22 protein-coding genes and 1 pseudogene are annotated in these 22,895 nt (G+C 44.2%); 10 read left to right on the top strand and 13 right to left on the bottom strand.

Annotated features, from left to right (window positions below; translation table 11 throughout):
* Positions 1-2 precede the first annotated feature (2 nt).
* From ACFSCZ_RS05260 to ACFSCZ_RS05250, 3 genes are all read right to left on the bottom strand, one after another.
* Positions 3-1,424 carry an NAD-dependent succinate-semialdehyde dehydrogenase gene (locus tag ACFSCZ_RS05260; RefSeq protein WP_380772737.1) on the bottom strand — a complete coding sequence of 474 codons (1,422 nt, stop codon included), beginning with the start codon at positions 1,422-1,424 and terminating at the stop codon, positions 3-5.
* 4 nt (positions 1,425-1,428) lie between these two features.
* Complete coding sequence (locus ACFSCZ_RS05255; protein ID WP_380772736.1) at positions 1,429-2,130, bottom strand: FadR/GntR family transcriptional regulator; 702 nt, start codon at positions 2,128-2,130, stop codon at positions 1,429-1,431.
* 105 nt (positions 2,131-2,235) lie between these two features.
* On the bottom strand, positions 2,236-3,201 hold the full coding sequence (locus ACFSCZ_RS05250; RefSeq protein WP_380772735.1) for a hydroxyacid dehydrogenase: 966 nt from the start codon (positions 3,199-3,201) through the stop codon (positions 2,236-2,238).
* Positions 3,202-3,593: 392 nt separating this feature from the next.
* Here ACFSCZ_RS05250 and sspO point away from each other — a divergent pair, with 392 nt between their 5' ends.
* Positions 3,594-3,734 carry a small acid-soluble spore protein O gene (sspO, locus tag ACFSCZ_RS05245; protein ID WP_380772734.1) on the top strand — a complete coding sequence of 47 codons (141 nt, stop codon included), beginning with the start codon at positions 3,594-3,596 and terminating at the stop codon, positions 3,732-3,734.
* Between the two features lie 178 nt (positions 3,735-3,912).
* Positions 3,913-5,583, top strand: a complete 1,671-nt coding sequence (locus tag ACFSCZ_RS05240; protein WP_380772733.1) for a SulP family inorganic anion transporter — start codon at positions 3,913-3,915, stop codon at positions 5,581-5,583.
* A gap of 97 nt (positions 5,584-5,680) precedes the next feature.
* On the opposite strand, the gene ACFSCZ_RS05235 is transcribed toward ACFSCZ_RS05240, so the two are convergent.
* Positions 5,681-6,169, bottom strand: coding sequence for a histidine phosphatase family protein (locus ACFSCZ_RS05235; protein WP_380772732.1), 489 nt, complete (start codon positions 6,167-6,169; stop codon positions 5,681-5,683).
* Positions 6,170-6,319: 150 nt separating this feature from the next.
* Between ACFSCZ_RS05235 and ACFSCZ_RS05230 the strand changes: the two genes are divergently transcribed.
* On the top strand, positions 6,320-6,949 hold the full coding sequence (locus tag ACFSCZ_RS05230; RefSeq protein WP_380772731.1) for an SGNH/GDSL hydrolase family protein: 630 nt from the start codon (positions 6,320-6,322) through the stop codon (positions 6,947-6,949).
* Positions 6,950-7,064: 115 nt separating this feature from the next.
* Here ACFSCZ_RS05230 and ACFSCZ_RS05225 read toward each other — a convergent pair whose 3' ends face one another.
* Both ACFSCZ_RS05225 and ACFSCZ_RS05220 read right to left on the bottom strand, forming a co-directional pair.
* Positions 7,065-10,196, bottom strand: coding sequence for an MMPL family transporter (locus ACFSCZ_RS05225; protein WP_380772729.1), 3,132 nt, complete (start codon positions 10,194-10,196; stop codon positions 7,065-7,067).
* Positions 10,193-10,642, bottom strand: coding sequence for a MarR family winged helix-turn-helix transcriptional regulator (locus tag ACFSCZ_RS05220; RefSeq protein ID WP_380772728.1), 450 nt, complete (start codon positions 10,640-10,642; stop codon positions 10,193-10,195). Before ACFSCZ_RS05220 ends, ACFSCZ_RS05225 begins: the two co-directional genes overlap by 4 nt.
* A gap of 137 nt (positions 10,643-10,779) precedes the next feature.
* On the opposite strand from ACFSCZ_RS05220, the gene ACFSCZ_RS05215 reads away from it, so the two are divergent.
* Positions 10,780-11,061 (top strand): hypothetical protein, encoded by a 282-nt coding sequence (locus tag ACFSCZ_RS05215; protein WP_380772727.1) that lies wholly within the window; start codon positions 10,780-10,782, stop codon positions 11,059-11,061.
* A 413-nt stretch (positions 11,062-11,474) separates the two neighbouring features.
* On the opposite strand, the gene ACFSCZ_RS05210 is transcribed toward ACFSCZ_RS05215, so the two are convergent.
* Together ACFSCZ_RS05210 and ACFSCZ_RS05205 are read right to left on the bottom strand one after the other, a co-directional pair.
* Entirely contained in the window at positions 11,475-12,029 is a 555-nt protein-coding gene (locus tag ACFSCZ_RS05210; RefSeq protein ID WP_380772726.1) for a nitroreductase family protein, read from the bottom strand.
* A 77-nt stretch (positions 12,030-12,106) separates the two neighbouring features.
* Positions 12,107-13,399, bottom strand: coding sequence for a pyrimidine-nucleoside phosphorylase (locus ACFSCZ_RS05205; protein ID WP_380772725.1), 1,293 nt, complete (start codon positions 13,397-13,399; stop codon positions 12,107-12,109).
* 151 nt (positions 13,400-13,550) lie between these two features.
* Between ACFSCZ_RS05205 and ACFSCZ_RS05200 the strand changes: the two genes are divergently transcribed.
* From ACFSCZ_RS05200 to ACFSCZ_RS05190, 3 genes are all read left to right on the top strand, one after another.
* Positions 13,551-14,084, top strand: coding sequence for a YceI family protein (locus ACFSCZ_RS05200; protein ID WP_380772723.1), 534 nt, complete (start codon positions 13,551-13,553; stop codon positions 14,082-14,084).
* 208 nt (positions 14,085-14,292) lie between these two features.
* Positions 14,293-15,621 carry a hypothetical protein gene (locus ACFSCZ_RS05195; protein ID WP_380772721.1) on the top strand — a complete coding sequence of 443 codons (1,329 nt, stop codon included), beginning with the start codon at positions 14,293-14,295 and terminating at the stop codon, positions 15,619-15,621.
* A complete protein-coding gene (locus ACFSCZ_RS05190; protein WP_380772720.1) occupies positions 15,621-15,854 on the top strand; it encodes a hypothetical protein in 234 nt (77 codons plus the stop codon). Before ACFSCZ_RS05195 ends, ACFSCZ_RS05190 begins: the two co-directional genes overlap by 1 nt.
* A 255-nt stretch (positions 15,855-16,109) precedes the next feature.
* On the opposite strand, the gene mscL is transcribed toward ACFSCZ_RS05190, so the two are convergent.
* Positions 16,110-16,511 (bottom strand): large conductance mechanosensitive channel protein MscL, encoded by a 402-nt coding sequence (mscL, locus tag ACFSCZ_RS05185; protein ID WP_380772719.1) that lies wholly within the window; start codon positions 16,509-16,511, stop codon positions 16,110-16,112.
* Positions 16,512-16,669: 158 nt separating this feature from the next.
* On the opposite strand from mscL, the gene lepB reads away from it, so the two are divergent.
* The gene (lepB, locus tag ACFSCZ_RS05180) at positions 16,670-17,233 is read left to right on the top strand and encodes a signal peptidase I (RefSeq protein WP_380772717.1); all 564 of its coding nucleotides are present in this window, start codon (positions 16,670-16,672) and stop codon (positions 17,231-17,233) included.
* A 223-nt stretch (positions 17,234-17,456) separates the two neighbouring features.
* Here the strand turns inward: lepB and ACFSCZ_RS05175 are convergent, their stop codons facing one another.
* From ACFSCZ_RS05175 to ACFSCZ_RS05165, 3 genes and pseudogenes are all read right to left on the bottom strand, one after another.
* On the bottom strand, positions 17,457-18,941 hold the full coding sequence (locus ACFSCZ_RS05175) for a GGDEF domain-containing protein (protein WP_380772716.1): 1,485 nt from the start codon (positions 18,939-18,941) through the stop codon (positions 17,457-17,459).
* A 335-nt stretch (positions 18,942-19,276) separates the two neighbouring features.
* On the bottom strand, positions 19,277-19,738 hold the full coding sequence (locus tag ACFSCZ_RS05170; RefSeq protein ID WP_380772715.1) for a hypothetical protein: 462 nt from the start codon (positions 19,736-19,738) through the stop codon (positions 19,277-19,279).
* A gap of 105 nt (positions 19,739-19,843) precedes the next feature.
* A pseudogene (locus ACFSCZ_RS05165) lies at positions 19,844-20,065 on the bottom strand (S-Ena type endospore appendage); the annotation flags it as partial.
* 348 nt (positions 20,066-20,413) lie between these two features.
* On the opposite strand from ACFSCZ_RS05165, the gene ACFSCZ_RS05160 reads away from it, so the two are divergent.
* Positions 20,414-20,857 carry an S-Ena type endospore appendage gene (locus tag ACFSCZ_RS05160; RefSeq protein WP_380772794.1) on the top strand — a complete coding sequence of 148 codons (444 nt, stop codon included), beginning with the start codon at positions 20,414-20,416 and terminating at the stop codon, positions 20,855-20,857.
* A 61-nt stretch (positions 20,858-20,918) separates the two neighbouring features.
* On the opposite strand, the gene ACFSCZ_RS05155 is transcribed toward ACFSCZ_RS05160, so the two are convergent.
* Positions 20,919-21,044 carry a hypothetical protein gene (locus ACFSCZ_RS05155; protein ID WP_380772714.1) on the bottom strand — a complete coding sequence of 42 codons (126 nt, stop codon included), beginning with the start codon at positions 21,042-21,044 and terminating at the stop codon, positions 20,919-20,921.
* A gap of 437 nt (positions 21,045-21,481) precedes the next feature.
* On the opposite strand from ACFSCZ_RS05155, the gene ACFSCZ_RS05150 reads away from it, so the two are divergent.
* Entirely contained in the window at positions 21,482-22,744 is a 1,263-nt protein-coding gene (locus ACFSCZ_RS05150) for an N-acetylmuramoyl-L-alanine amidase (protein ID WP_380772713.1), read from the top strand.
* Positions 22,745-22,895: the final 151 nt, after the last annotated feature.

Raw genomic sequence — 22,895 nt, 5'->3', positions numbered from 1 at the left:
ATTCACCTCTTATACTTAATAGCCACCAATTTTTCCTCTAAATATCCTTCGATGCCATGATGGCCGCCTTCTTTGCCCATCCCGCTCTCTTTCACACCGCCAAACGGGCTTTGAACAACGAACGGAAGAGGATCGTTGACTCCGACCATTCCATATTCCAGTTTTTCAGAAATCCGGATGACACGGGACATATCATTAGAATATAAGTAAGCTGCCAATCCGTATTCTTCATGGTTAACAACTTTAAGCAATTCGTCTTCTGAAGAGAAGGTAATGATCGGTGCTACCGGACCGAAGGTTTCTTCGGTAAAGATGTCCATCTCCTGTGTCACGTTCGTCAATATAGTTGGATTGACAAAGTTTCCTTTTTCCAGGTCTGCAGCTAATTCAAATTCATTGGCAATTACGCTGGCACCTTTGTTCACAGCATCATCAATTTGGGATTTGATTTTTTCCACTGCATTGCTATCGATGACAGGCCCTACGGATGTCTCATCATCCAAGCCATTCCCTACCTTCAGGTCTTTTACGATATTGGCCACTTTTTCAGTAAACGCTTCAGCAACGCTCTCTGCTACAAAAATACGGTTTGTAGATGTACACATTTGGCCTGAACATCTGAATTTCGTTGCCAGCAGGTCCTGTGCTGCCTGGTCCAGATCTGCATCTTCAAATACGATGAACGGAGCATGACCTCCTAGCTCCATGGAGATGCGCTTGACTGTTTTTGCTGCCTTTTCCATCAGCATCTTTCCGACTCTCGTAGAACCAGTGAAAGTGATTTTCTTTACATCTCTGCTGTTCATCAGTTCTTCAGTCACTACAGATGAAGGAGCCATAACAAGGTTGAACACGCCTTTTGGAATGCCGACTTGTTCAAAAATTTTAGCCATTTCAAACGCAGATTGCGGTGCTTTGCTTGACGGTTTCAGAACGAGTGTACAGCCGGCAGCAAAAGCAGGAGCTACTTTTCTGGCAATCATGGAAAGCGGGAAATTCCATGGCGTGATTGCACCGACAACACCGATGGGCTGCTTGATGACCATGATCCGCTTATCAGGTGCGCTTGCAGGAATAGTTTCCCCGTATACTCTGCGCGCTTCTTCTGCATACCATCTGAAATAATCGATGGCAGACTGGACTTCACCGCGGGCATCCCTGATCGGCTTTCCCATTTCCTTTGTAATCACTTCTGCGAGTTGTTCTTTCTTTTCCAGCATGCTGTGATAGATATCAAACAGCAGGTCAGCTCTTTCAATGGCTGCTTTTTCTGACCATGCCGGGAATGCATCCTTTGCAGCTTTGATCGCTTCTGCGACATCGCTTTCATTTCCGGAATATATTTGATACTCTGTTTTGCCTGTAGCCGGATTCACTACATCAAGCGTTTGATCTGTTTTTCTCCATTCACCATTGATAAACATCGAATCACTCCTCATTTAATAATCCTTGTTCTTTTAACATCTTTATTTCATCTCTCAACAAACCCATATGCTTTTTAATGGTACTGACCGCCAGTTTCTTGTCTCTTGTTTCAACTGCCTCCAGCAGCTGTGCATGATGCTCCTGAGCTTCATGGACGCTGGATGGTGTATAGGTTGTAATATTAAAAAGCTCTCTTTCTGTCAGATCAAAAAAAGAATGGATCAGTACATACAAGGCTTTATTTTCGGTGGATTGTGCCAGTTTCAAATGAAACTCAGCATCGCATTCAATAAACTTCTGGATGTTGCGCTTGCTTCTATCCATTTCCAAGAAAATCTTTCTCAGTTCCTCCACGCCCTTCGGCCGGGCGTTTTCAACAGCTGTTTCAATAATTAAAATCTCCAGCTGCTCACGGACATCCAATATATTTTCAAGGGTAACCCCATTTGTATGAAGTACTCTTTGCAATGACTCGGTGACAATATCTTCATTGGGCTTGGTGACATAAACCCCTTTTCCCGGCTTGATTTCCACCAGCCCCTTGACTCTTAATTCAGTCAGGGCTTCCCTGACTACATTCCGGCTAACGCGGTAATGGGCAGCCAGTTCTCTTTCTGATGGCAGTTTGTGGTTTTCCTGAAATTCATGAGTCATAATTTTTTTCTCAAGCTCTCTTACAATGTCACTGTATAATAAATTATCCATTTGTTTCTCCTTTATGGCTAAAGCAAAAACAAAAATTGGTATGACCGGTAAGACCAATAAGGTCGAATGAGAGTAAAGATGGAAGATTTCTACTCCTGTTCTTCATTATTTTGTTTTGCTTGTTACCTCATTTACAGCCCACCTCGGTATTTCTCCTTTGAGAGCCTCATCCACTTGCATCGCTGCATGCAGAGACATTCGGGCTGCTCCCTCTGTTGAAAGGGCTGCGCTATGCGGTGTTAAGATGGCGTTGTCCAAAGAAAACAGCGGGTTGTCCGGATTGGGCGGTTCCTGCTCAAAGACGTCAATCCCCGCTCCGGCAATTACACCTTCTCTCAGAGCTTTGGCTAAATCGTTTTCATTGACGACACCGCCTCTCGCCGCATTGATCAGATAGGCGGAAGGTTTCATCCATTTAAACTGCTCACTGCCGATCACGCCTTTAGTATCTTTTGTGAGCGGAAGATGAAGACTGATAAAGTCAGAGTTTTGTAATAACCCGTTTAGGTCTTCAGTTTTTTCTATTTCCGGTATGGTCGCCGTCATGTAAGGATCATAGCCGATAACTTTCATATCAAAACCATACCGTGCTTTTTTTGCCACAAGACGTCCAATTCTCCCAAGTCCGACAATTCCGAGCGTTTTATGCTCCAGATCAACGCTGAAGCGTTCAGTCCGGTAAGCGAAGTTTCCTTTCCTAAGTTCTTTGTCCATGGGGAGTAAGTTTTTGGAAAGTGCCAGCATCAGTGCCATCACATGTTCGGCCACAACATTCGCATTAGCCTCCGGTGTATTGGTGACATAAATGCCCCTTTTTGTCGCCGCTTCAATATCAATATTGTCGAGGCCGACTCCATACTTTGCAATTACTTTGAGTTTCTTGCCTGCATTGATCACATGCTCCGTAATCATCGCATTGGACCTTGTAAGAATGGCGTCACAATCCTTGACCTCCCTTATTAAAGTTTCCTGAGAGAGATCAGATCCGATGATATAATCATATCCTTTTTCTTTTAGGAATTCCTTCCCCTCTTTTTCTATATCCTGCGGTATGTAAACTAGAAAACTCATAAAACGCCCCTCTCTATCAACCTCATTTGCTTGTTTAAAAGAATGCGCTTCCAACATGTCCAACTGGTAGGACCGGTATTACTTGTAAACATCATAATTCGAATGTCGATCCTTGTCAACGCTTACAAGTAAATTTTTTCTCACTATTAGATCAAAAGGTATAGGAAAAAGGGCTTCTAAACCTGATAAACTCCCGATTTTTCACATTTTCAGACCACATAAAATTTTATAAAAAAAATTAGGTTCAGCTATTGGATCCGTGATTATTCTTCCAACAACCATCTCTACATTTTCGTTAGGCTATATTGTTAATTCTGGTTTGTAACAATCCGGTTTCAGCGGCTGGAATAATTCCTGCCCTTTTGGGAAAAAATACCTTTTGGAGGTGATGCATGATGGACAAACGAACATCTAGCAATATTGAAGGCATGAATCCCGAAAAGAAGCAGAACTTTGGGGCAAAGATCGAAGAAAATGAACCATTAACCACTGCACAAAAACTTCATAACAAAAAAAGAAAAAAGAATCAATGAAAAATCCAGGAAGCGGAGTTGTCTATCGCTTCCTTTCTCATTTATACATTATTTTGTATGTTTATTAAATAATCTTATTGATTTTCCTGTGTTTTCAATGTATAATGGAATGAGTTATACAAATTACATTCATTTTCTATTAAATTTATAGAAAAGATTGCTATTGAGGTGTTGTGGATTGTTTGCTGACGATCGGTTCCGAGGTTACCAGCCCGCAAGCCTCCGCAAAGATTTCATTTCCGGAATTACTGTCGGTATTGTAGCCATTCCTCTTGGAATGGCTTTTGCCATGGCATCCGGCGTCAAGCCGGAATATGGTATATATACGACGATTATTGCCGGGTTCATTGTATCTTTGCTCGGCGGCTCACGCTTTCAAATTGCAGGTCCTACTGGAGCGTTCATTCCGATTTTACTTGCCATCGTCCTTCAGTATGGCTATGAGGATCTGCTGATTGCCGGCTTGATGGCCGGGGTCCTGCTCGTCCTCATGAGTTTTTTCAAACTTGGGAACCTGGTTCATTTTATCCCGAGATCAGTAACAATCGGGTTTACAACCGGGATTGCTGTGATCATTTTTTCAGGCCAGCTGGGAAACTTCTTTGGACTGCAGCTCGACAGTCATGAATATTTCCATCAAAACATGATTGAATTTGTCAGCGGCCTTGGGGATTTTAACGGGTATAGTGTTTTGACTGCAGCCATGGGGCTTCTTGTCATACTGCTGGTTCCAAGATTCTTTCCGCGTGTACCTGTATTGCTCGTCGGATTGGTGATCCCCACGATATGCGCAACACTCCTCTTTCCGGAGCAGGTTGAAACCGTAGGTACCGCGTATGGAGGTATTCCGCAATCCTTGCCAGAGTTTCAATTCCCGAACATCACATGGGAAAAAATTGTTACGCTCTTTACTCCAGCGCTCATCATTGCTGCACTCGGAGCAATTGAATCCCTGTTATCCGCCGTTGTTGCCGATGGGATGACAGGCGACCGCCATCGGTCGAACCGCGAACTTTTTGGGCAAGGCGTTGCAAATATTGCTGCGCCACTATTCGGAGGAATTCCGGCTACAGGTGCCATTGCACGGACAGCCACCAATATTAAGTCAGGAGCTGTCAGTCCATTGTCGGGTATGATCCACAGTGTTTTCGTGTTATTGACATTGCTGCTGTTCGCACCTTATGCTTCCTATATCCCGCTTGCAGCCATGGCACCGCTGCTCATGCAAGTTGCCTGGAATATGAGCGGATTACAATCATTCAAGCAAATCCTGCAATTGAGAACGGGCGACTCAATCGTTTTGTCAGTCACTTTTTTGCTGACTGTCTTTGTCAACTTAACCGTTGCTGTTCAAGTCGGGCTTTTGCTGGCTATCCTTTCTTTTGTAAAAAAGAAAAGCGAGCAGCTGCAAATTGTGGATCGGGACGTACAGCGCCAGGAAACCTTGGATTTAACCGCCCACTTCCAAATCAAGCGGTTCACCATCCGCGGACCCTTATTTTTTGGGACGGCCCAAAGCTTTGAACATTCCTTGATGGCTTCTATTCAAAGAATGCCGCGAGTAATCCTTCTGGATATGCAGCATATCACAATGATCGATGCGACCGGGGAAGATAAGCTTTCGATTATCATTGATAACATCAAGAAGGCCGGGAGTACCGTCCTTGTTTCAGGTTTGCCGGATTGGGGAGTAGATTTGTTTAAAAAGAGCGGTTTATATCAAAAGATCGGCGCCTCCTCCTTCTTTCCGGATGAGGCTGCCGCAAGAGAGTCTTTTTTCCGAAAACATGAAATAAAAGTAAGTGGTGAAGGGGAATTGCTTATCCGTAAACAGGAAACGGCTGAGTGATTCCCGTTTTCTTTTTTATTACTAAGGGAACGGTTCCGTTCCAAATAGCCGTCAATTTGCCGTCTCTCCCGCATGCTCGTACTGCAGAATCTCCCGGTCAACTCATAGCTTGGCGGGATTCTCTGTTTTCTGAAGTTCCGCCTTTTTCATAGACAGAGAGTTCTCCATTTCGGAATCGCCTTTTTCGGGGACCCGTGTACCCTTTCTTTTCCAATTCTTTTGCCAGGACATAGAGAAAAAATCCATGGGTAACAACCAAACTGCTTTTTCCTTCTTTTTCAATGAATGCAACGGCCTTCTTCGCGCGTTCGATTGTTTGTTTTCTTGTTTCCGGCTGCGAAGAACATGAGCCGAGCCAGGCAAGGCGGCCTGCCATATTCCAAATTGGATAAGGAACCTTTAAACTCGTTTTTATGAAAGGGACCAGCGGGACCTCCCGGAGCAGCGGCAGCTTAACGATCGGACAGGATGCCCTCTGTTCAGCCGTATAGACAGCGCGCGGCAAATCACTGGAAAAACAGCACTCCCACGGAATCTCCTCCTCTTCCTCCATTTGGTAAACGTCTGCTTCTTCATAGCGGCGCACCCATTCTTCAAACTGCTCTGATGACAGTCAAAACCCGGGCTATTCGGCCCGTATCTTGAAATGCCTCATCAATCCGACACGTATACAGCCTCTCCCTTCCTCAAATGATATAATAGCATAACAGAGCAGGTATGGAATGGAGGGTGCGGTATGTTTAAAAAGCATAGATCCCACCTGGCCGGAAAAAAATGGCTGATTATTGGTGACAGTATTACAGATCGCAAACACCATCCAAAAACAAAAAAATATCATCAGTGGATTCAGGAGGAAACCGGTTGCGAAGTCCTTAACTACGGTATTTCCAGAACGGGCTTTACCGTCCAGGAAACTTTCTTGGAAAGACTCCAGCGAACTCCCATTGAAACCGATTATGTGACCGTGTTCGGCGGAACAAATGATTTTCGCCTTGGCAGCAAATACCTCGGTACCTTTCAGGATCGGCACAACGATTCTTTTTACGGTGCTCTTCACCTGTTTTTTCAGGCTTTAGTAAAAAAATATCCGACAAAACAATTGAGTGCTATTACTCCGCTGCCGAGATGGAGGAAGGAAGAAGGAGAGTGGAACAGCCGAGGGGAAACATTAAGGCAATATGCCGAAGCGATAAAGGAAGTAACGGCTTTTTATGGCATCCCTTGCAAAGATATGTATTCAGAAGGCGGGATTTATGCAAAAAACCCCGTGTTTCGTTCAACCTACATGCCGGATGGACTGCACCCGAACAGTGCCGGCCACCAATATTTTTATTATAAAATATTAAGCTTTTTGGAAGGATTGTAAAAAAACGGGAGCATTCGCACTCTCCCGGCCCACAAATGTAAAATCAGGAGGAGAAAAACGATCCGATTTTCTCCTCCTGATTTATTTTAGGGGCTTTTTAGACAGCCCCTTTTTTCTATGCATCATTTTTCCTTTGAATAAAGGGCCACCAGTTTGCTTTCCCCAGCAAGTTCACCAGCACGGGTACAAACAGCGGCAAAATGATCAATGCGTAGAACAGTAATCCTGATAATACTAATGTGGCGATCTGGAGCATGGAAAGAACTCCTGACGGAAGCATCGCCGCAAAGGTACCTGCCAGAATAATGGCTGCACTGATAATCACGGTCCCCATGTTTTTCATGGCAAGCAGAATACCTGTTTTCACGTTCAGCTCCTTGTATTCCGAAAATCTGTCCATAAGAAAGATAGAGTAATCCACGCCAAGGGCTATTAAAATGACGAATCCAAAGAACGGAGTCACCCAGTTGATTCCCGGATAGCCCATGATGTTTACAAAAATAACTTCAGTAATGGCAATGGATGAAAAATAGGTCAGCAGCAGCGATGCAATAATGTAGATCGGCATGATCAGTGACCGAAGCAGAATAATCAAGATCAGTACGATCCCGGTCATCATAAAGGTGACCGTCTTCGTATAGTCCGAGTCAGACATAGACTCCAAGTCCCGGTTCATGCTGGTCACACCGCCGATACCAATATTCGCCTGTTCCAATTTCGTATCTTTGACTGTCTTGGCAATCGTATCTTCGATGTTTTCAATCATATCCATGGATTCCTTCGAGTAGGGATTGGAATCCAGCACGATATCCATGGTAGTAACTTTTCCGTCAGGTGACATGTAAATATCGTACACCCGCTGGAAATTAGGATCTTTCAGCAATTGATCGGGAATGTAGATGCCGGATTGCTGAAGGTTTGTATCCGCTGCGATAAGATCCAGGTGGTCCTTCGCCTCTCCAAATCCGTTCTCGATTTTATCGAGTCCTTCACTGCTTTGCGACAAGCCTTCACTTAACTGGTCAAGCTGATTACCCATTTCCCCGAAGCCGGACTGAAGCTGTTCCTGCCCTTTAGCCATTTCGCCCATCCCGGCGGCAATCTCAGGCATTTTTTCCACTACCTGGTGCTGGCCATCGGTTGCCTGCCCCAGGCCCGATTCCAATTGGGCCAAGCCGTTTTCAATTTCCTTCAAGCCTGATGAAAACTGTCCCAATCCGTTGATAACTTCCAAAAGGTGTCCGTTGGCTTCTGCCAAGCCTGACCGGACTTTACTTAATTCTTCGTTGAGTGCAGAGATTGTACCGCCTGCTGTGGCTACTTGTCTTGTCGCATTCTCTAACCTTGACTGAATATCAGCCAAGTTGGGATCCGACGCAATTTCAGGATGGTTCTGTATAAGGCTGTTGAGCGGCTCGCCCATTCCCATAAGCTGCTGCTGGGCCTGTTCGAGGCCGCCGGGTACTTTTTCATACTCAGCCATCAGCTGGTTCAGGCCTTTTTGTGCTTCTTCATAGCCGCTGAGGAGTTCCTGAACCCCTGACTGAAGCTCTGCTGCCTGTTCACCTGCCCGGGCTGCCCCAATTTTTAATTCACCGGCACCTGTACTTCCTTGGCGGATTCCTTTCTCTATTTCCCTTAACGCAGACTGAAGCTGTCCAACACCGGACTGCAGCTCTTTTGTCCCCGCCTGCAAATCTCCGATGCCGGCTGCCGCCTGTTCCAGGTCAGGTTTGGACCCTTGGATGGAGGAAGCTGCTTCATTCAGGCCATCCTTAATTTTTGAAATGCCTTCTGTCCCTTCACCAATTCCTTTCCCGAGCTCATCAGCCTGCTTTTTAACATAGATGTCTTCAATTTTATCTCCCGTGGGTCTCATGACACTGCGGACTTTATCTATGTGATCAAGCTTTTCAATCTGATTTCCAATCGTTTCGATCAGAGTTAAATATTCTTTTGTTTTCATAGAATCGTCGTTTTCCAGAACTACTTGAATCGGCATAATTTCACCGGGACCAAATCGATCGGCAACTAGATTGAATCCTTTTACTGAATCGTACTCTTCACCAATCTCATCCAAGGAATTAAACGACAGTTCGCCGTCGTAGCTGACCAGGAGCGGAACGGTAAAAATGGCGACGATACCAAGCGCAATCAAAGGGCGCGTAATGGCCAGGTTCCCCATCCATCCCCATAAGCCGCTTTCCTTGTGGGAAATATCTTTTTTTACAGGCCAAAAGAGTGCTTTCTTTAAAGTCATCATAAAAAACGGAACAAGCGTAAACAATGCAATGATCAGAACAAATACGCCCACCGCTACACCGACAGCTGATTGATACAGCTTAAAGGTTGCAAAACCGATGGATGCGAAACCGATCATCACTGCAACTGCACTGTAAATGACAGTTTTTCCAGCTGTTTTATATGTCGTTACAATAGCAGATGGAATGTCCTGTCCCGCGGACAGCTCCTCTTTATATCGGCTTAGAAGCAAAATACAGTAGTCGGTTCCGACCCCGAACAGAACGGCAACCATAAAAGTTTGGGTAAAATTGGATACCGGAAAATCCATTAAATCCACCAAAAAGGCGACAGCGGTAGAACTGACAAGATATGTCATTCCAACAGTTACGAGCGGTACAAACGGTGCCACAGCCGAGCGGAAAACAAGCAGAAGAACAACCATAATGAAAATAACTGTGATGATTTCTGTTTTCTTCAGGCCTTTTTCCGAACTAATAATGACATCTTCATTAATCAGTGCGTTGCCCGTCATGTAAGTGTCCACTTGACTCGTTTGGATGGCAGCCTCCAACGGTTCCCGGAAATCACTCAACTCCCGTCCTTCCATTTCCACGTCAAGCAATACAATCACTGTACTTCCATCCTCGGATACAAGCTGGCTTTCCAGTTCCTTGTCGTCAAAATGAGTAGTGATTCCGTGAATCCCCAGCTCAAATTTTTCCTCCTCTACATGGTCCAGCGTTGATTGAATATTCTTTAACTGTGCCTCCGAAAGCTGTGTATCATCATGAAACACAGCGACGAACGATTCCGTCCCTTTGTCATCCGAGGAATGCCCGGTTATAATTTCTGAGGCAATTGACGAAGGATAATCGTCAGCAATGGCCAGCTGGCCTTTTTCCCTTACGAGCTGATTCATATTAGGGGAAGTCATGACTAAGATCACAGCAGCAATTACCCATAAAGCTAAAACCACCCAGCGGAAACGTAAAATGGCCTTCATGACGGTTCACCTTCAAACCTTTCAATATAAGAAGCAATAGTCTCAAACACATTTAAAAAATTTTCCATATCTTCTTTTGGAATATCTTGAATAATCGATCCTACAAATTCGTTAATCTTTTTTTCCAGTGTTTCGTAGTAGGTCTTTCCTTTTTCGGATACATTTAAAAATACATTTCTGCGGTCTTCCTCATCTCTTTGGCGTTCCAGCAGCCCTTTTTTAACAAGCTTGTCGACTCGGACAGTGATCGCGCTTCTATGTACAAAAAGCATATCTGCCAATTCTGATGCGCGGATGGGCCCGTTCTTGTACACGAGGCGAATCAGCTGAAACTGCTCAAGTGATAATTCCTCCAACAGCTGGTCAGGTACCAGAGTTGCCATGCCTTTCCTTCCGTGCAGAATGATCATCATGAATCGATCAAACAACAGCTGGTGATTACTCAAAATTAGTTCCCCCTATCAATAATTAACCCCCTCAACTATATAAAAAAGAAATGGCTGAGTCAATGAAAAAGGTTTGACAGAATCCCTGTAGAATGGAGGAATGTACATTTGGATACTAACTGGAGAGCGGCTGGCATTTGCCCTGGCCGGTGGACAGTAAACAATATGAGCGGACAGTACCTGTGCTCCGTTGGGCAGTATTTTTTACTGTGGACAGAATCCACGCTACATTGGACAGTATTCTGCAGACAGATGACACTGCATTGGATCGTATTTTCTTTGATACGGACAGTAATCTCACTGCATTGGAACGTATTTCTTCGATGCGGACAGTAATCTCACTGCATTGGATTGTATTTTCTTTGAAGGGGACAGTAATCTCACTGCATTGGATCGTATTTCTTCGATGCGGACAGTAATCTCACTGCATTGGATTGTATTTTCTTTGAAGGGGACAGTAATCTCACTACATTGGAACGTATTTCTTCGATGCGGACAGTAATCTCACTGCATTGGATTGTATTTTCTTTGAAGGGGACAGTAATCTCACTACATTGGAACGTATTTCTTCGATGCGGACAGTAATCTCACTGCATTGGATCGTATTTTCTTTGAAGGGGACAGTAATCAGTATTTCTTCCCTTGTGGACAGTAAATGCTTTAAGTCGGACAGTATTTCTCCCTAGTACAGTATCCACGATACATTAGAAAGTATTTCTTCCTAGCGGACACTTTTTTCCTCAGCAAGCACCTTATAGCGATGAAAGTAATTAGAGTTTCTTCAACAACTTAAAAAACCCTGCCCCCTTTCAGGGCAAGGCATAGATCAAATTTAAAAAGCAGTCATTTTTGCAGCGGGACTCGTTCGGTTCCGCTTTCTTTTTGCAACAATTTCTTTATCAAAATACCCAATGTGGATTATACCGACAATTTTTTCCCCCGGCTGGACTCCGAGCGACTCTCGGAATGCAGGCTCATAAATATATGGTGGCGTTTTCCAGCAGACGCCCAGTTCTTGTTCCCAGGCGAGCAACTGAAAGTTTTGCAGCAGGCAGCTCGTGGCGGCGAAATCCTCTTCCCACACTTTTTGGCGCGGATCGGCATTCATTACTGTTATTAGGAAGGCAGGTACCTCTCCCAGCTTTCTTCTCGTCGCTGAATGTTTGGCCGGTTCCTGGCATTGAAGTACAGCTTCAATGAACACCTCTTTCCGGTAGCCGCTTACAAAAATAAAACGCCATGGTTCCCTAGTTTTGTGTGTAGGTGCCCACACTGCATCTTCCAGCAAGGACAACACAAGTTCCTGGCTCACTTCTTTATCAATAAAGCCGGTTTTCACTGTAGTTCGGTTGCGGATGATCTCCGCAATGGAGTTTGTTGCAAGCACTGTTATCCTACCTCCAAGCTGTAATTGAGAACTTCTTTCAATTATCATATCATGAACGGACAGCATTAGAAAGGGATTCACTCCTTAATCAGCGGAATGATGTTGGGTTTTGTGCTTGAGAATTGGTACGCCTGTAAAATTTTCTGTTCAGAAAGCCCGATATGATCCGTTTGACTGTGAATGGTGGCGATGACCTCACCTTTTTTCACTTTGGCCCCTATCTTTTTATGTAAAACAAGACCGACTCCCAAGTCAATCACAGCATCTTTTGTGGCTCTTCCTGCTCCAAGCAGCATTGCTGCCATACCGATTTGATCTGCAGCTATTTTTTCCACAAACCCATCTGCCGGAGAACAAACATTTATTTTGAACTCGGCATCCGGCAATTTTTCCGGATAATCGACAACCGATGCGTCCCCGCCTTGCGCTGATAAAAAAACCTTGAATACTTCAAGAGCTTTTCCGCTGGTAATGGCTTCCTCCAGGAGAGTCCTTGCTTCCTGCTCCGACTCTGCTTTTCCCGCAAGCATGACCATTTTGCAGCCGAGAACCAAGCAAAGCTCATGTAAATCAGCAGGGCCCTTCCCTTTCAGCGTGTCGATCGCCTCCTTCACTTCCAGTGCGTTTCCGACCGCATAGCCAAGCGGCTGGCTCATATCGGAAATCACGGCTGCTGTTTTTCTTCCCACTTTCTCACCAATTTCCACCATGGCGCCGGCCAGTTCACGCGCACTGTTTATATCTTTCATAAACGCTCCCGATCCTACTTTCACATCCAATACAATAGCGTCTGCACCGGCGGCAATTTTTTTGCTCATAATCGAACTGGCAATCAATGGGATAGAATTAACCGTAGCTGTTACATCACGCAAACCATACATTTTCTTATCAGCCGGGGCAAAGTTGCCTGATTGGCCGACAACAGCCACCTTATTTTTATTTACCATTTCAATAAATTCCTGTTGGGGCCATTCTGTATGAAATCCGGGAACTGCTTCCAGCTTGTCAATGGTCCCTCCTGTATGCCCCAGTCCCCTGCCTGACATTTTCGCAACAGGGACCCCGGCCGCCGCAACCAGAGGGGCTAATATTAATGTAGTAGTGTCTCCGACCCCGCCTGTAGAATGTTTGTCCACTTTTATCCCTTTAATGTTTGATAAGTCTACCTGATCACCGGATTGAGCCATCGCCATCGTGAGAGCCGCCGTCTCATCCGCGGTCATTCCTTTAAAAAATACTGCCATCATCCAAGCGGACATTTGATAGTCCGGGATTTCATCCTTTATATATCCATCAATAATAAATTGAATTTCTTCGTCTGTTAAAACGAGACCATCCCTCTTTTTTTCAATAAGATCCACCATCCGCATTTCTTTCACACTCCCTTTGGAAAATGATGTTTACTGTGATTATCAAGGGAATGGAATACATTGTCAAAAATGGCTTTACAAACAAATAACCATTAACTATAATAAGTATATAAGCTTACTTTATGTAACCAATTAAGGAGGAATGTGTAAAATGGCAGTCTCAACATGGAATCTTGACAAAGCACACAGCGAGGTACAATTCTCGGTCCGGCACATGATGATTTCAAGAGTAAAAGGTGAATTTAAAGAGTTTAGCGCTGAAATCCAAGCGGACCCGGAAGATCTTACAACAGCAAACATTCAATTCACCATTGATGTATCAAGCGTTGATACCGGAAATGAAGATCGGGACAATCACCTTCGTACAGAAGATTTCTTTGATGTTGAAAAATATCCAAACCTGACATTCAAATCTGCTTCCGTTGAAAAACAAGGAGATCAATATGCTATCACTGGGGACGTTACTATGCACGGCGTCACAAAAACCGAAACATTCACTGTCACATCAGGGGGAGTTATGAAAGATCCTATGAGTGGTGCCGAGAAAGCCGGTTTTAGTGTAGAAGGCACACTGAAGCGCAGCGATTACGGCTTGACTTGGAATGCCCCGCTGGAAACCGGCGGAGTGCTTGTCAGTGACGAGGTAAAAATCAACATGGAGATTCAAGCTTCCAAAGCTGAATAATAAAAATAATTATTAATTGGACCCAAAGTGCAAAGTTCGTGTCATAGCGCGAAGTCAGGGTTCAAGGTGCGAATTTCAAGTCCATAGTGCGAATTCTGGATCCATAGTGCGAATTTCAGATCCATTGCGCGAATTCCGGAGTCCATAGTGCGAAATTCCGATCCATTGCGCGAATTCGGAGTTCATTGCGCGAATTCCGGAGTCCATAGTGCGAAATTCCGATTCATTGCGCGAAATCCAGATTCATTGCGCGAATTCCGGAGTCCATTGCGCGAATTCGGAGTTCATTGCGCGAAATCCAGATTCATTGCGCGAATTTCAGATCCATTGCGCGAATTCCAGATTCATTGCGCGAATTTCAGATCCATTGCGCGAAATTCCGATCCATTGCACGAAATCAGAGTTCATTGCGCGAAATCCAGATTCATTGCGCGAATTTCAGATCCATTGCGCGAATTCGGAGTCCATTGCGCGAATTCGGAGTTCATTGCGCGAATTCCGGAGTCCATTGCGCGAATTTCAGATCCATTGCGCGAATTCAAGATTCATTGCGCGAATTTCAGATCCCTTGCGCGAATTTCAGATTCATTGCACGAATTTCAGATTCATTGCACGAATTCCAGATTCATTGCGCGAATTTCAGATCCCTTGCGCGAATTTCAGATCCCTTGCGCGAAATCAGAGTCCATTGCGCGAATTCGGAGTCCATTGCGCGAATTCCGGAGTCCATAGTGCGAAATTCCGATTCATTGCGCGAAATCCAGATTCATTGCGCGAATTCCGGAGTCCATTGCGCGAATTCCGGAGTCCATTGCGCGAAATCAGAGTCCATTGCGCGAAACCGGAGTTCATTGCGCGAAATCCAGATTCATTGCGCGAATTTCAGATCCATTGCGCGAATCCGGAGTTCATTGCGCGAATTCGGAGTTCATTGCGCGAATTCCGGATCCATAGTGCGAAATTCCGATCCATTGCGCGAATTCAAGATCCATTGCGCGAAACCGGAGTTCATTGCGCGAAATCCAAATTCATTGCGCGAATTCCGGAGTCCATTGCGCGAATTCGGAGTTCATTGCGCGAATTCAGAGTCCATTGCGCGAATTTCAGATCCATTGCGCGAATTCGGAGTTCATTGCGCGAAATCCAGATTCATTGCGCGAAATCTGGATCCATAGTGCGAAATTCCGATCCATTGCGCGAAATCCAGATTCATTGCGCGAATTCCGGAGTCCATTGCGCGAAACCGGAGTCCATTGCGCGAATTCCGGAGTCCATTGCGCGAATTCGGAGTTCATTGCGCGAAATCCAGATTCATTGCGCGAATTTCAGATCCATTGCGCGAATTCGGAGTTCATTGCGCGAATTCGGAGTTCATTGCGCGAAATCCAGATTCATTGCGCGAATTTCAGATCCATTGCGCGAATTCAAGATTCATTGCGCGAATTTCAGATCCATTGCGCGAATTCGGAGTTCATTGCGCGAAATCCAGATTCATTGCGCGAATTCGGAGTTCATTGCGCGAATTCCGGATCCATAGTGCGAAATTCCGATTTATTGCGCGAATTCAAGATCCATTGCGCGAAACCGGAGTTCATTGCGCGAATTCCGGAGTTCATTGCGCGAAATCCAGATTCATTGCGCGAAATCTGGATCCATAGTGCGAAATTCCGATCCATTGCGCGAAATCCAGATTCATTGCGCGAAATCAGAGTCCATTGCGCGAAATCCAGATTCATTGCGCGAATTCCGGAGTCCATAACGCGAAATTGAATTCCAATTTCATAGTGTAAAACTCGAACCCAAAGTGCCGGAATCCAATTTTAAAGCACAAACTTCAGTTACAAAGCATAAGATAAGTCTTCAAAATATACAAAAACGCATATAAAAGCAGGTCCAGCAACTTATACTGCGTTGCGGTAAGATAGCTGCCTGCTGACAATAGAGAAAAAAAACCACACGGCAGGGACTGCCCCCAAAAGGGTAGTGGAACATCTAACTTTTGGGGCTGTCCAAGTGTGGTTCTTTTTATTCTGTTCCTTTCAATTTGTTTTCTTCTTTCAGCAAATCCCGAATTTCGGACAGAAGTTCAATTTGCGGATCAACCTCCGCCTCTTCTTCCTCCGTTTTAGTCTCTTCCTTTTGAAGCTTCAATCGCACCAGTAGCTTAATCAAAAGGAAAATCGCTAAGGAAATAATGAAAAAGTCTACTACACTTTGAATAAACGCTCCATACTGGATTACGGCATCGCCGATGGTCACGGATAGGTTTTCAAAGCTATAGCCGCCCAGCAGGACACCGGCCAGCGGCATAATGATATAATCTACCAAGGAAGAGACAATTTTTCCAAACGCCCCACCTATGACAACTGCGACAGCCAAGTCCAGCACATTTCCTTGTATGGCAAATTTCTTAAAATCTTCCCACATGTCATTCAACCTTTCACTGAGTCATAATGATATTCTACAAAATCATACACATTCCACAAGGTGCTGCTGAAAAAAAGATGATGGAATTATTTGCAAGTCATCAAAGTTTCGGAGAAAATATATATAAAATACGAATTACACGAATGAGGAGATTTGTCATGCATCGTAATCAGGCTCCCAAAAAAATCATCAGCTGGCTTCCGCCCATCGCGCTGGCTCTTGCTTTGGTGTTTGTCATCAGAACTTTTTTATTCTCCCCCATGGTGGTGGATGGAGCTTCGATGGAGCCGACCCTTCATGACCACGAAAGAATTATTGTCAGCAAAACGGTTTCCTGGACAGGAGACGTACAACGAGGCGACATTGTCATTATTAAAGGAGATGAAACAAAAACGAATTATGTCAAAAGAGTTATCGGTCTTCCCGGCGATCAAATCACAATGGAAGATGATCAGCTTTTTATAAATGGAGAACCGACAGAAGAGCCTTATTTACGGGACCACAAGAAGGCTGCACAGCAGCAGGGAGTAAAGTTAACCCAAGATTTCGGCCCACTCATCGTCCCGGAAAATTGCTATTTTGTCATGGGGGACAACCGCTTTAACAGCATCGACAGCCGCATGCAGTTCGGTTTATCATTAGGATTTATTGAAAGAGACCGGATTATCGGAAAAAGCAAATTTGTCCTGTTTCCTTTTAAAAATATGAGATTAACGGAGTAGCAGATTCAGACGTCTGGCCCCACAGTCCATGTCAGTGCGGCTCCATAACCTGAAATGGAGACAACCGTTCATCTGACATTTCACTCAAAGAGGATTTTTAAAAGATTGTACTTTACCCTCTGTTTGGAAACTGACGATCTTAGAGAGCAGATCCCATGGACTTTATCAAAAAAGAGACTGAGCTAAAAATCCAGCGGTTGCCGGAATTTGGCACTGTCTCTTTTTAACTGCTCATTTTAAAAAAATGATATTGGTTCTTCCCATTTTCTTTGGACTCATAGAGCGCTTGATCTGCCTTATCATACAGGCTTTCAACGTCATCTTTCTCACTTGCCATGGCAATGCCGACACTGATGGAAATATCAATTTGATATTTTTCACGGATACTCCAAAATCGGTCATACATTCGATCAATGAGCTTTGAAGCGAGATCTTTTAAACTTTCTTCGTCTATGTCAGGATAAATCACGACAAACTCATCCCCGCCGAGCCTCGCAGCATGATTGCCTTTTCCTATCGTTGCCAGGATTTCCTGAGCGGCTGTTTTTAAAATTTTATCTCCTTCTTTATGGCCCAACTGATCATTCACGAGTTTAAAATTATCCAAATCAATCATCATTAAAGCAAGATCGCCTTTTCTTTTCGCCTGGTATTCTTTGAGCAGCTCTTCAAAAGCCGCCCGATTTTCCAAGCCAGTCAGACTGTCATGAAAAGCGAGGTACATCGGCCTGGCAATCTGGCGTGCAATCAGCAGTGAAATAAGAATCGCAGCCGCGAAAATGAGAATCAGCTGGGCGAAGAACTCTTTCAGACTCTGATTTAATGCGTCATTCAAGTCATCTTTGTTATAAGCTATTTCTACCACCCGTTTAGTCGAATAACCTCTTTCTGTTTCTGCCTTATACGGAACATAATGATACGTAATTTTTTCGCCGTTGATCTCCTTGACGATTTCCGTCACTTCCCCGCTCTTTAAAGCATTGCGGAAAGTCTCCCACCGATCTATAGAACTTCTAAGGTCTTCTTCACCTTTATTCGCGCTGCCCAATATAAATCCGCCACTATTATATACATTGATGGACTCCACCATGGGAAACCGTTCTTCCAACTCTTTTCCGACATTTAAAAAATTAAAATGTTTAAAGATCCTGCCGTTTTCCAAGGATACGCCCAACTCAATCATGTACTTTTTATCAGGTGTAGGAATGTAGCTGAATTTTTTCAATTCACCGCTGCCCATAGATATATCCATTCCATCATGGGTAAATTCTCCTTCATGCCGGCGCTGTTGCAGCAGGTTGGAAAAACTTGCGCAGCACTCGCGAAAGTCAATGCCGACATCGCTCTCATCACTGCTGTGTATCACAACATTATTCTCATTTAATATGTATATATCCATCCCATACTTCTCTTTTAACTGCTGAAAATTCCAATCATTAAAATCAGGATTCTTTTCGTATAAGCCGATCAGCTCTCGGGAATTGGCTTCCATCGCCGCTGCCATATCCTGATCAAACAGCATATACGCCTGATCAATTGAATCAAGCGAGCTGAGAATATTGTCTTCGATCATACCCAGCTTCAATTCATGCTCCTGTAAAATACTGTTTCTTAATTTCTTCTGGTCGATGAGGGCTACAACAAAGGTGATAAAAATAGAAAACACAATCATAATCAACGTGAGCCGGAGCCGGAAATTTTTTTTCAAGGAAGGCTGCCCCCCTTTTGGAACGATCTGGTCAATTAGGTCTATTATACTACCTTGTGAAGGAAATAGGAATTTCAATTAGTATAAAAGACTTGGAAATATGAAGAGAATATGGAAGGAAAAGGACGATTTGTAGGTATATTCAGACAAATATATAACTTTGATTTTTTTCCCATGATCCATGCGGCAAGGAGGGCAATCCATTATTCCCGGTTACCAACTTGTAAAGTTTATATTTATTGATGATTGAATTTAAACGTAAGTCATGCATGCCTTTGTTTTCTTAATGGGAAACATCTCTGGATTTTTTATTAATGGCTGCCTTCTTTAAATCGCTAATCAAAAACAATGGCATTTAATGAGCGGGTTTCTACCGATAAGGTGGTCGTACTATTGGCACGTTGAAAATATTCAACGGTCACGGTATATGTGTTCACTCCGGCGAGAGACCCACTGTCCCCCCATGTATTAGGAATCTGTTCTCTCCGAACCGCTGCACTAGAAGAGTTTCTGGCTCCACTTTGTTGAAACGTTTGGGTAGCAAGCAATATTCCATTTCTTCTTAGGCGAACACGAACTCCATGGTCAACGTTACTGCTCCCTTGTGAAATTGAAAAGGCCAGTTGAACTGCATAGTCCAATTTGACATTTTGCAAATCAAATGCAGTAGTTACAGGAAGTGTAAGGACAGTCGTTTCAACACCTGCACCAAATGGGACAGGTAAAGTACCTTCTGTTTGAGAAAAAAAGTACTGGATTTGGGGAGAGGAAGATGAGGAACAACAGCAATGCCCCATAATGTTTTCTCCTTTCCTTTGGGATGGTTGTCCATTCCTTAAAGGTGTAGTCCCAAAAATTCAGTTGAATTTTAGGGATTAGCCAAGGGTTTTTTTCTTAATAAATTAAAGTTGATAATTCGCCGTTATACAGTATTTGCCGGTAGCCCCGGCAGTATCAATTGTAACTGTATCAATATCTTCAAAGGTCTGTGAAATGGTGTTTCCACTGGGAATTGTAAGATTCGTTGTTCCACCGGTACTATCCGTTACCGTAGCTGTAATCGTATCGGGTCCGCCACGTTCATAATAAAGACTGACCGTGCCTGATATAAAAAGGGACGGATCTTTCGTATAGACAGGTCACCGGAACAGTCGCCGGGGTATTTGTATTAAAATTACCTCAGATTTCATCCGACACAAACGGGCGGTCCGGGCTACAATATCCAGCACACATTGTATCCCTCCTTTCTGTGGCCTGGCACTTGTCTGCCAAGCTTCCATATCATTGGCACTAATTTAGTATACTGATCAAAATTGTTTTTGCTTGTACGTGTATCCCAGTGTCGTCTGAGCAGGAACTGATTGAAGTGGGCCCTGATTTTTTTGGTAACCTGCAACTGCCTAGACAGACCCTATACAGACACTTTTTTCATATCATGAGCATAGATGCTGACAATGAGGTATATAGAGGTGATGAACATCAGAAAACAGAATCACTCCATTCCGCCTATTCACTGCCACGATGTTCCCCATAAAGTAACAGCATGTAAGAAGAGATTGGTCGGGAATGAAATTTGTGGAAATATAAAACAAGACTGCAATGGGGAGTTTGTAACCTACTGGAAAGCCATTGGAATCACTCCTCTCCCCTCCGGGTCGGTTACCGTGATGAATAAAAGCAATTGTGTGATGACGGTAGGGGCTAATTTGGACTGCTATGGGTGTTCATGCGATGGCAGCTGTACAAACGTGAAGTTATTTACGTTAACAGAAAAGGACCAATCAAAGTCAATCACTTTAGGGTCCATTGCCTGTCTTATGATCAGTTGTGATGGGGAAGTCAATCAAAAAGCCAGTGGGAGGTTTTGTATTGAATTGCATTACGAAAAGGATTGTTTACCAGGTGAGGCAGACTAGAGTTCTTCTTAGGATATCCAGATTGTATCTCTCAAATATTTTACTCTCCGGCAAATGGGACCTATGATTTCGGGAAGTCATTATCAGCTTCCCGAAATTCCGGAAGGAGCTGGAAATCTTTATAAGAAATCCACGTCTGGAGCACAGAATGATTTCTCCCGTTTTTGCACTCATGTTTATCATTCATTGAAACGACCCTCCCAATATCTTTTATTCTCATCAAAAATATGTCACCGGCAAAACAGCTGCCTCTTTTATTTCTCATTTTGCCTCAAAGTTTCTGGCTGATGACTAACATAAGGTTGCGAGCATTTCCACTGCTCCTCAACAAAATTTACAATTTAGGAATAAACAGAATCATAGTGACTCGTCCACCTAAAATGAAATCAGAACCAGACAAAAACAGGTACATCGAAGCAGTCTGTCTGGCTTACCTTCCTGCGGCAGCCTGCTATGAGCGGGACGGTACAGATCTATGACCTAGCGTCCCACCTGACTTTTTACTTAATTTTTTTAAAAGTATATTACTTTTCGTTACAAAGCGACAAAAAATGCTAAAATCATAACTAATCCTTAAATAGGTGGTGAAGCCAGATTAGAAGATTCATATTTTACATAGTCCCTTTGCTCATTGTTTTATTACATATTCCCTGGATATCTGCTGATGCAGCAGGCGGTACTGTACAAGTAGCTGTTCATAAGGCAAACATCCGAAGTGCACCATCCGATACAGCCAGTGTGGTTGCACAGGCAGACCGCTATGACCGTCTAAAAGTTCTCCAAGAAAAATTCGGGTGGTATCAAGTTCAGCTTACCAACGGTACTACAGGCTGGGTGGCCGGCTATATTGTAAGTCCGGGAGGCACAGCAAACAAAAATAAAGATACAAACCGAGGACAACAAGCGCAGGTAACGGCAAACGATGTAAATGTCCGGAGCCATCCTTCATTATCCGGAGCGATTATCGGAAAATTGCATTCCGGCGACCCGGTCACGATCCACAGCGAGAGCAACGGGTGGGTACAGATTACGTATCAAAACCAACAGGCCTGGATCAGTAAGCAATTTATCCGTTTTGCAGGGGAGACAAATCAACATCCATCCGCGGGCTTTGCCTATATTTCTACAGACAGCACTAATTTACGGGCAAGGGCCGATCTATCTGCACCAGTTGTTACGAAAGGCTCGGCCGGTGAAAGATACCCGATTGCCGGACAGGAAGGTGACTGGTATAAAATTACACTTGCAAGCGGGCAGACCGCCTATGTGGCCAGCTGGGTGGTTTCAACTGAAAAAACAGCAGCACCTGCCAAGTCGGCCGGTCATTCTTCCTCTTCTGCAGGTACAGGCCTGGCCGGGAAAACCATTGTCATCGATGCAGGCCACGGTGGTTACGATCCGGGCACATCCAATAGTGCCGGGGTCACAGAAAAACAGCTCACAATGCAGACAGCCCAGCGGCTGAAGGAGAAACTGAAAGCTGCAGGCGCCAATGTGATTCTGACCCGGACCGGGGATTACTTTGTTTCGCTGCCTGCCCGAACGTCCACCTCTCACAGCTACAATGCGGATGCTTTTATCAGCCTGCATTATGACAGCTCTCAGCATAGGAGCGCCAACGGTGTGACCGCCTATTATTATCATGGATATCAGCATGATTTAGCCAGAAGTATCAATCAAGTGCTTGATAGCTCTCTCCATATAAAAAACCGGGGAACCCGTATAGGGAATTATCAAGTGATCAGAAATAACAACAGGCCTGCCGCCTTGCTGGAGCTCGGTTATTTGAGCAACCCCTATGAAGGGCGCTATGTAACAACCCACTCTTATCAGGAACAAGTAGCAAACAGTATCTATCATGGTTTACAATCCTATTTTAATCAGTAAAAAAAACGAGGCGGGATTCCGCCTCGTCAGGCTGTCGAGAAACCCTCGACAGCCTTTTTAATTATTTATAATATTTGTTCTTTCATCGTTTTAATTTGTTAAAATAAAAATAACAAAATATGGCGGTGATAAAGTTGCTCCATACAAAATC

Origin of the sequence: Siminovitchia sediminis, assembly GCF_042680885.1 — a bacterium.
Lineage (GTDB): Bacteria > Bacillota > Bacilli > Bacillales > Bacillaceae_C > Siminovitchia > Siminovitchia sediminis.
The sequence above is the reverse complement of the archived record's forward strand: the minus strand, read 5'-3'. Positions and strand labels throughout refer to the sequence as shown.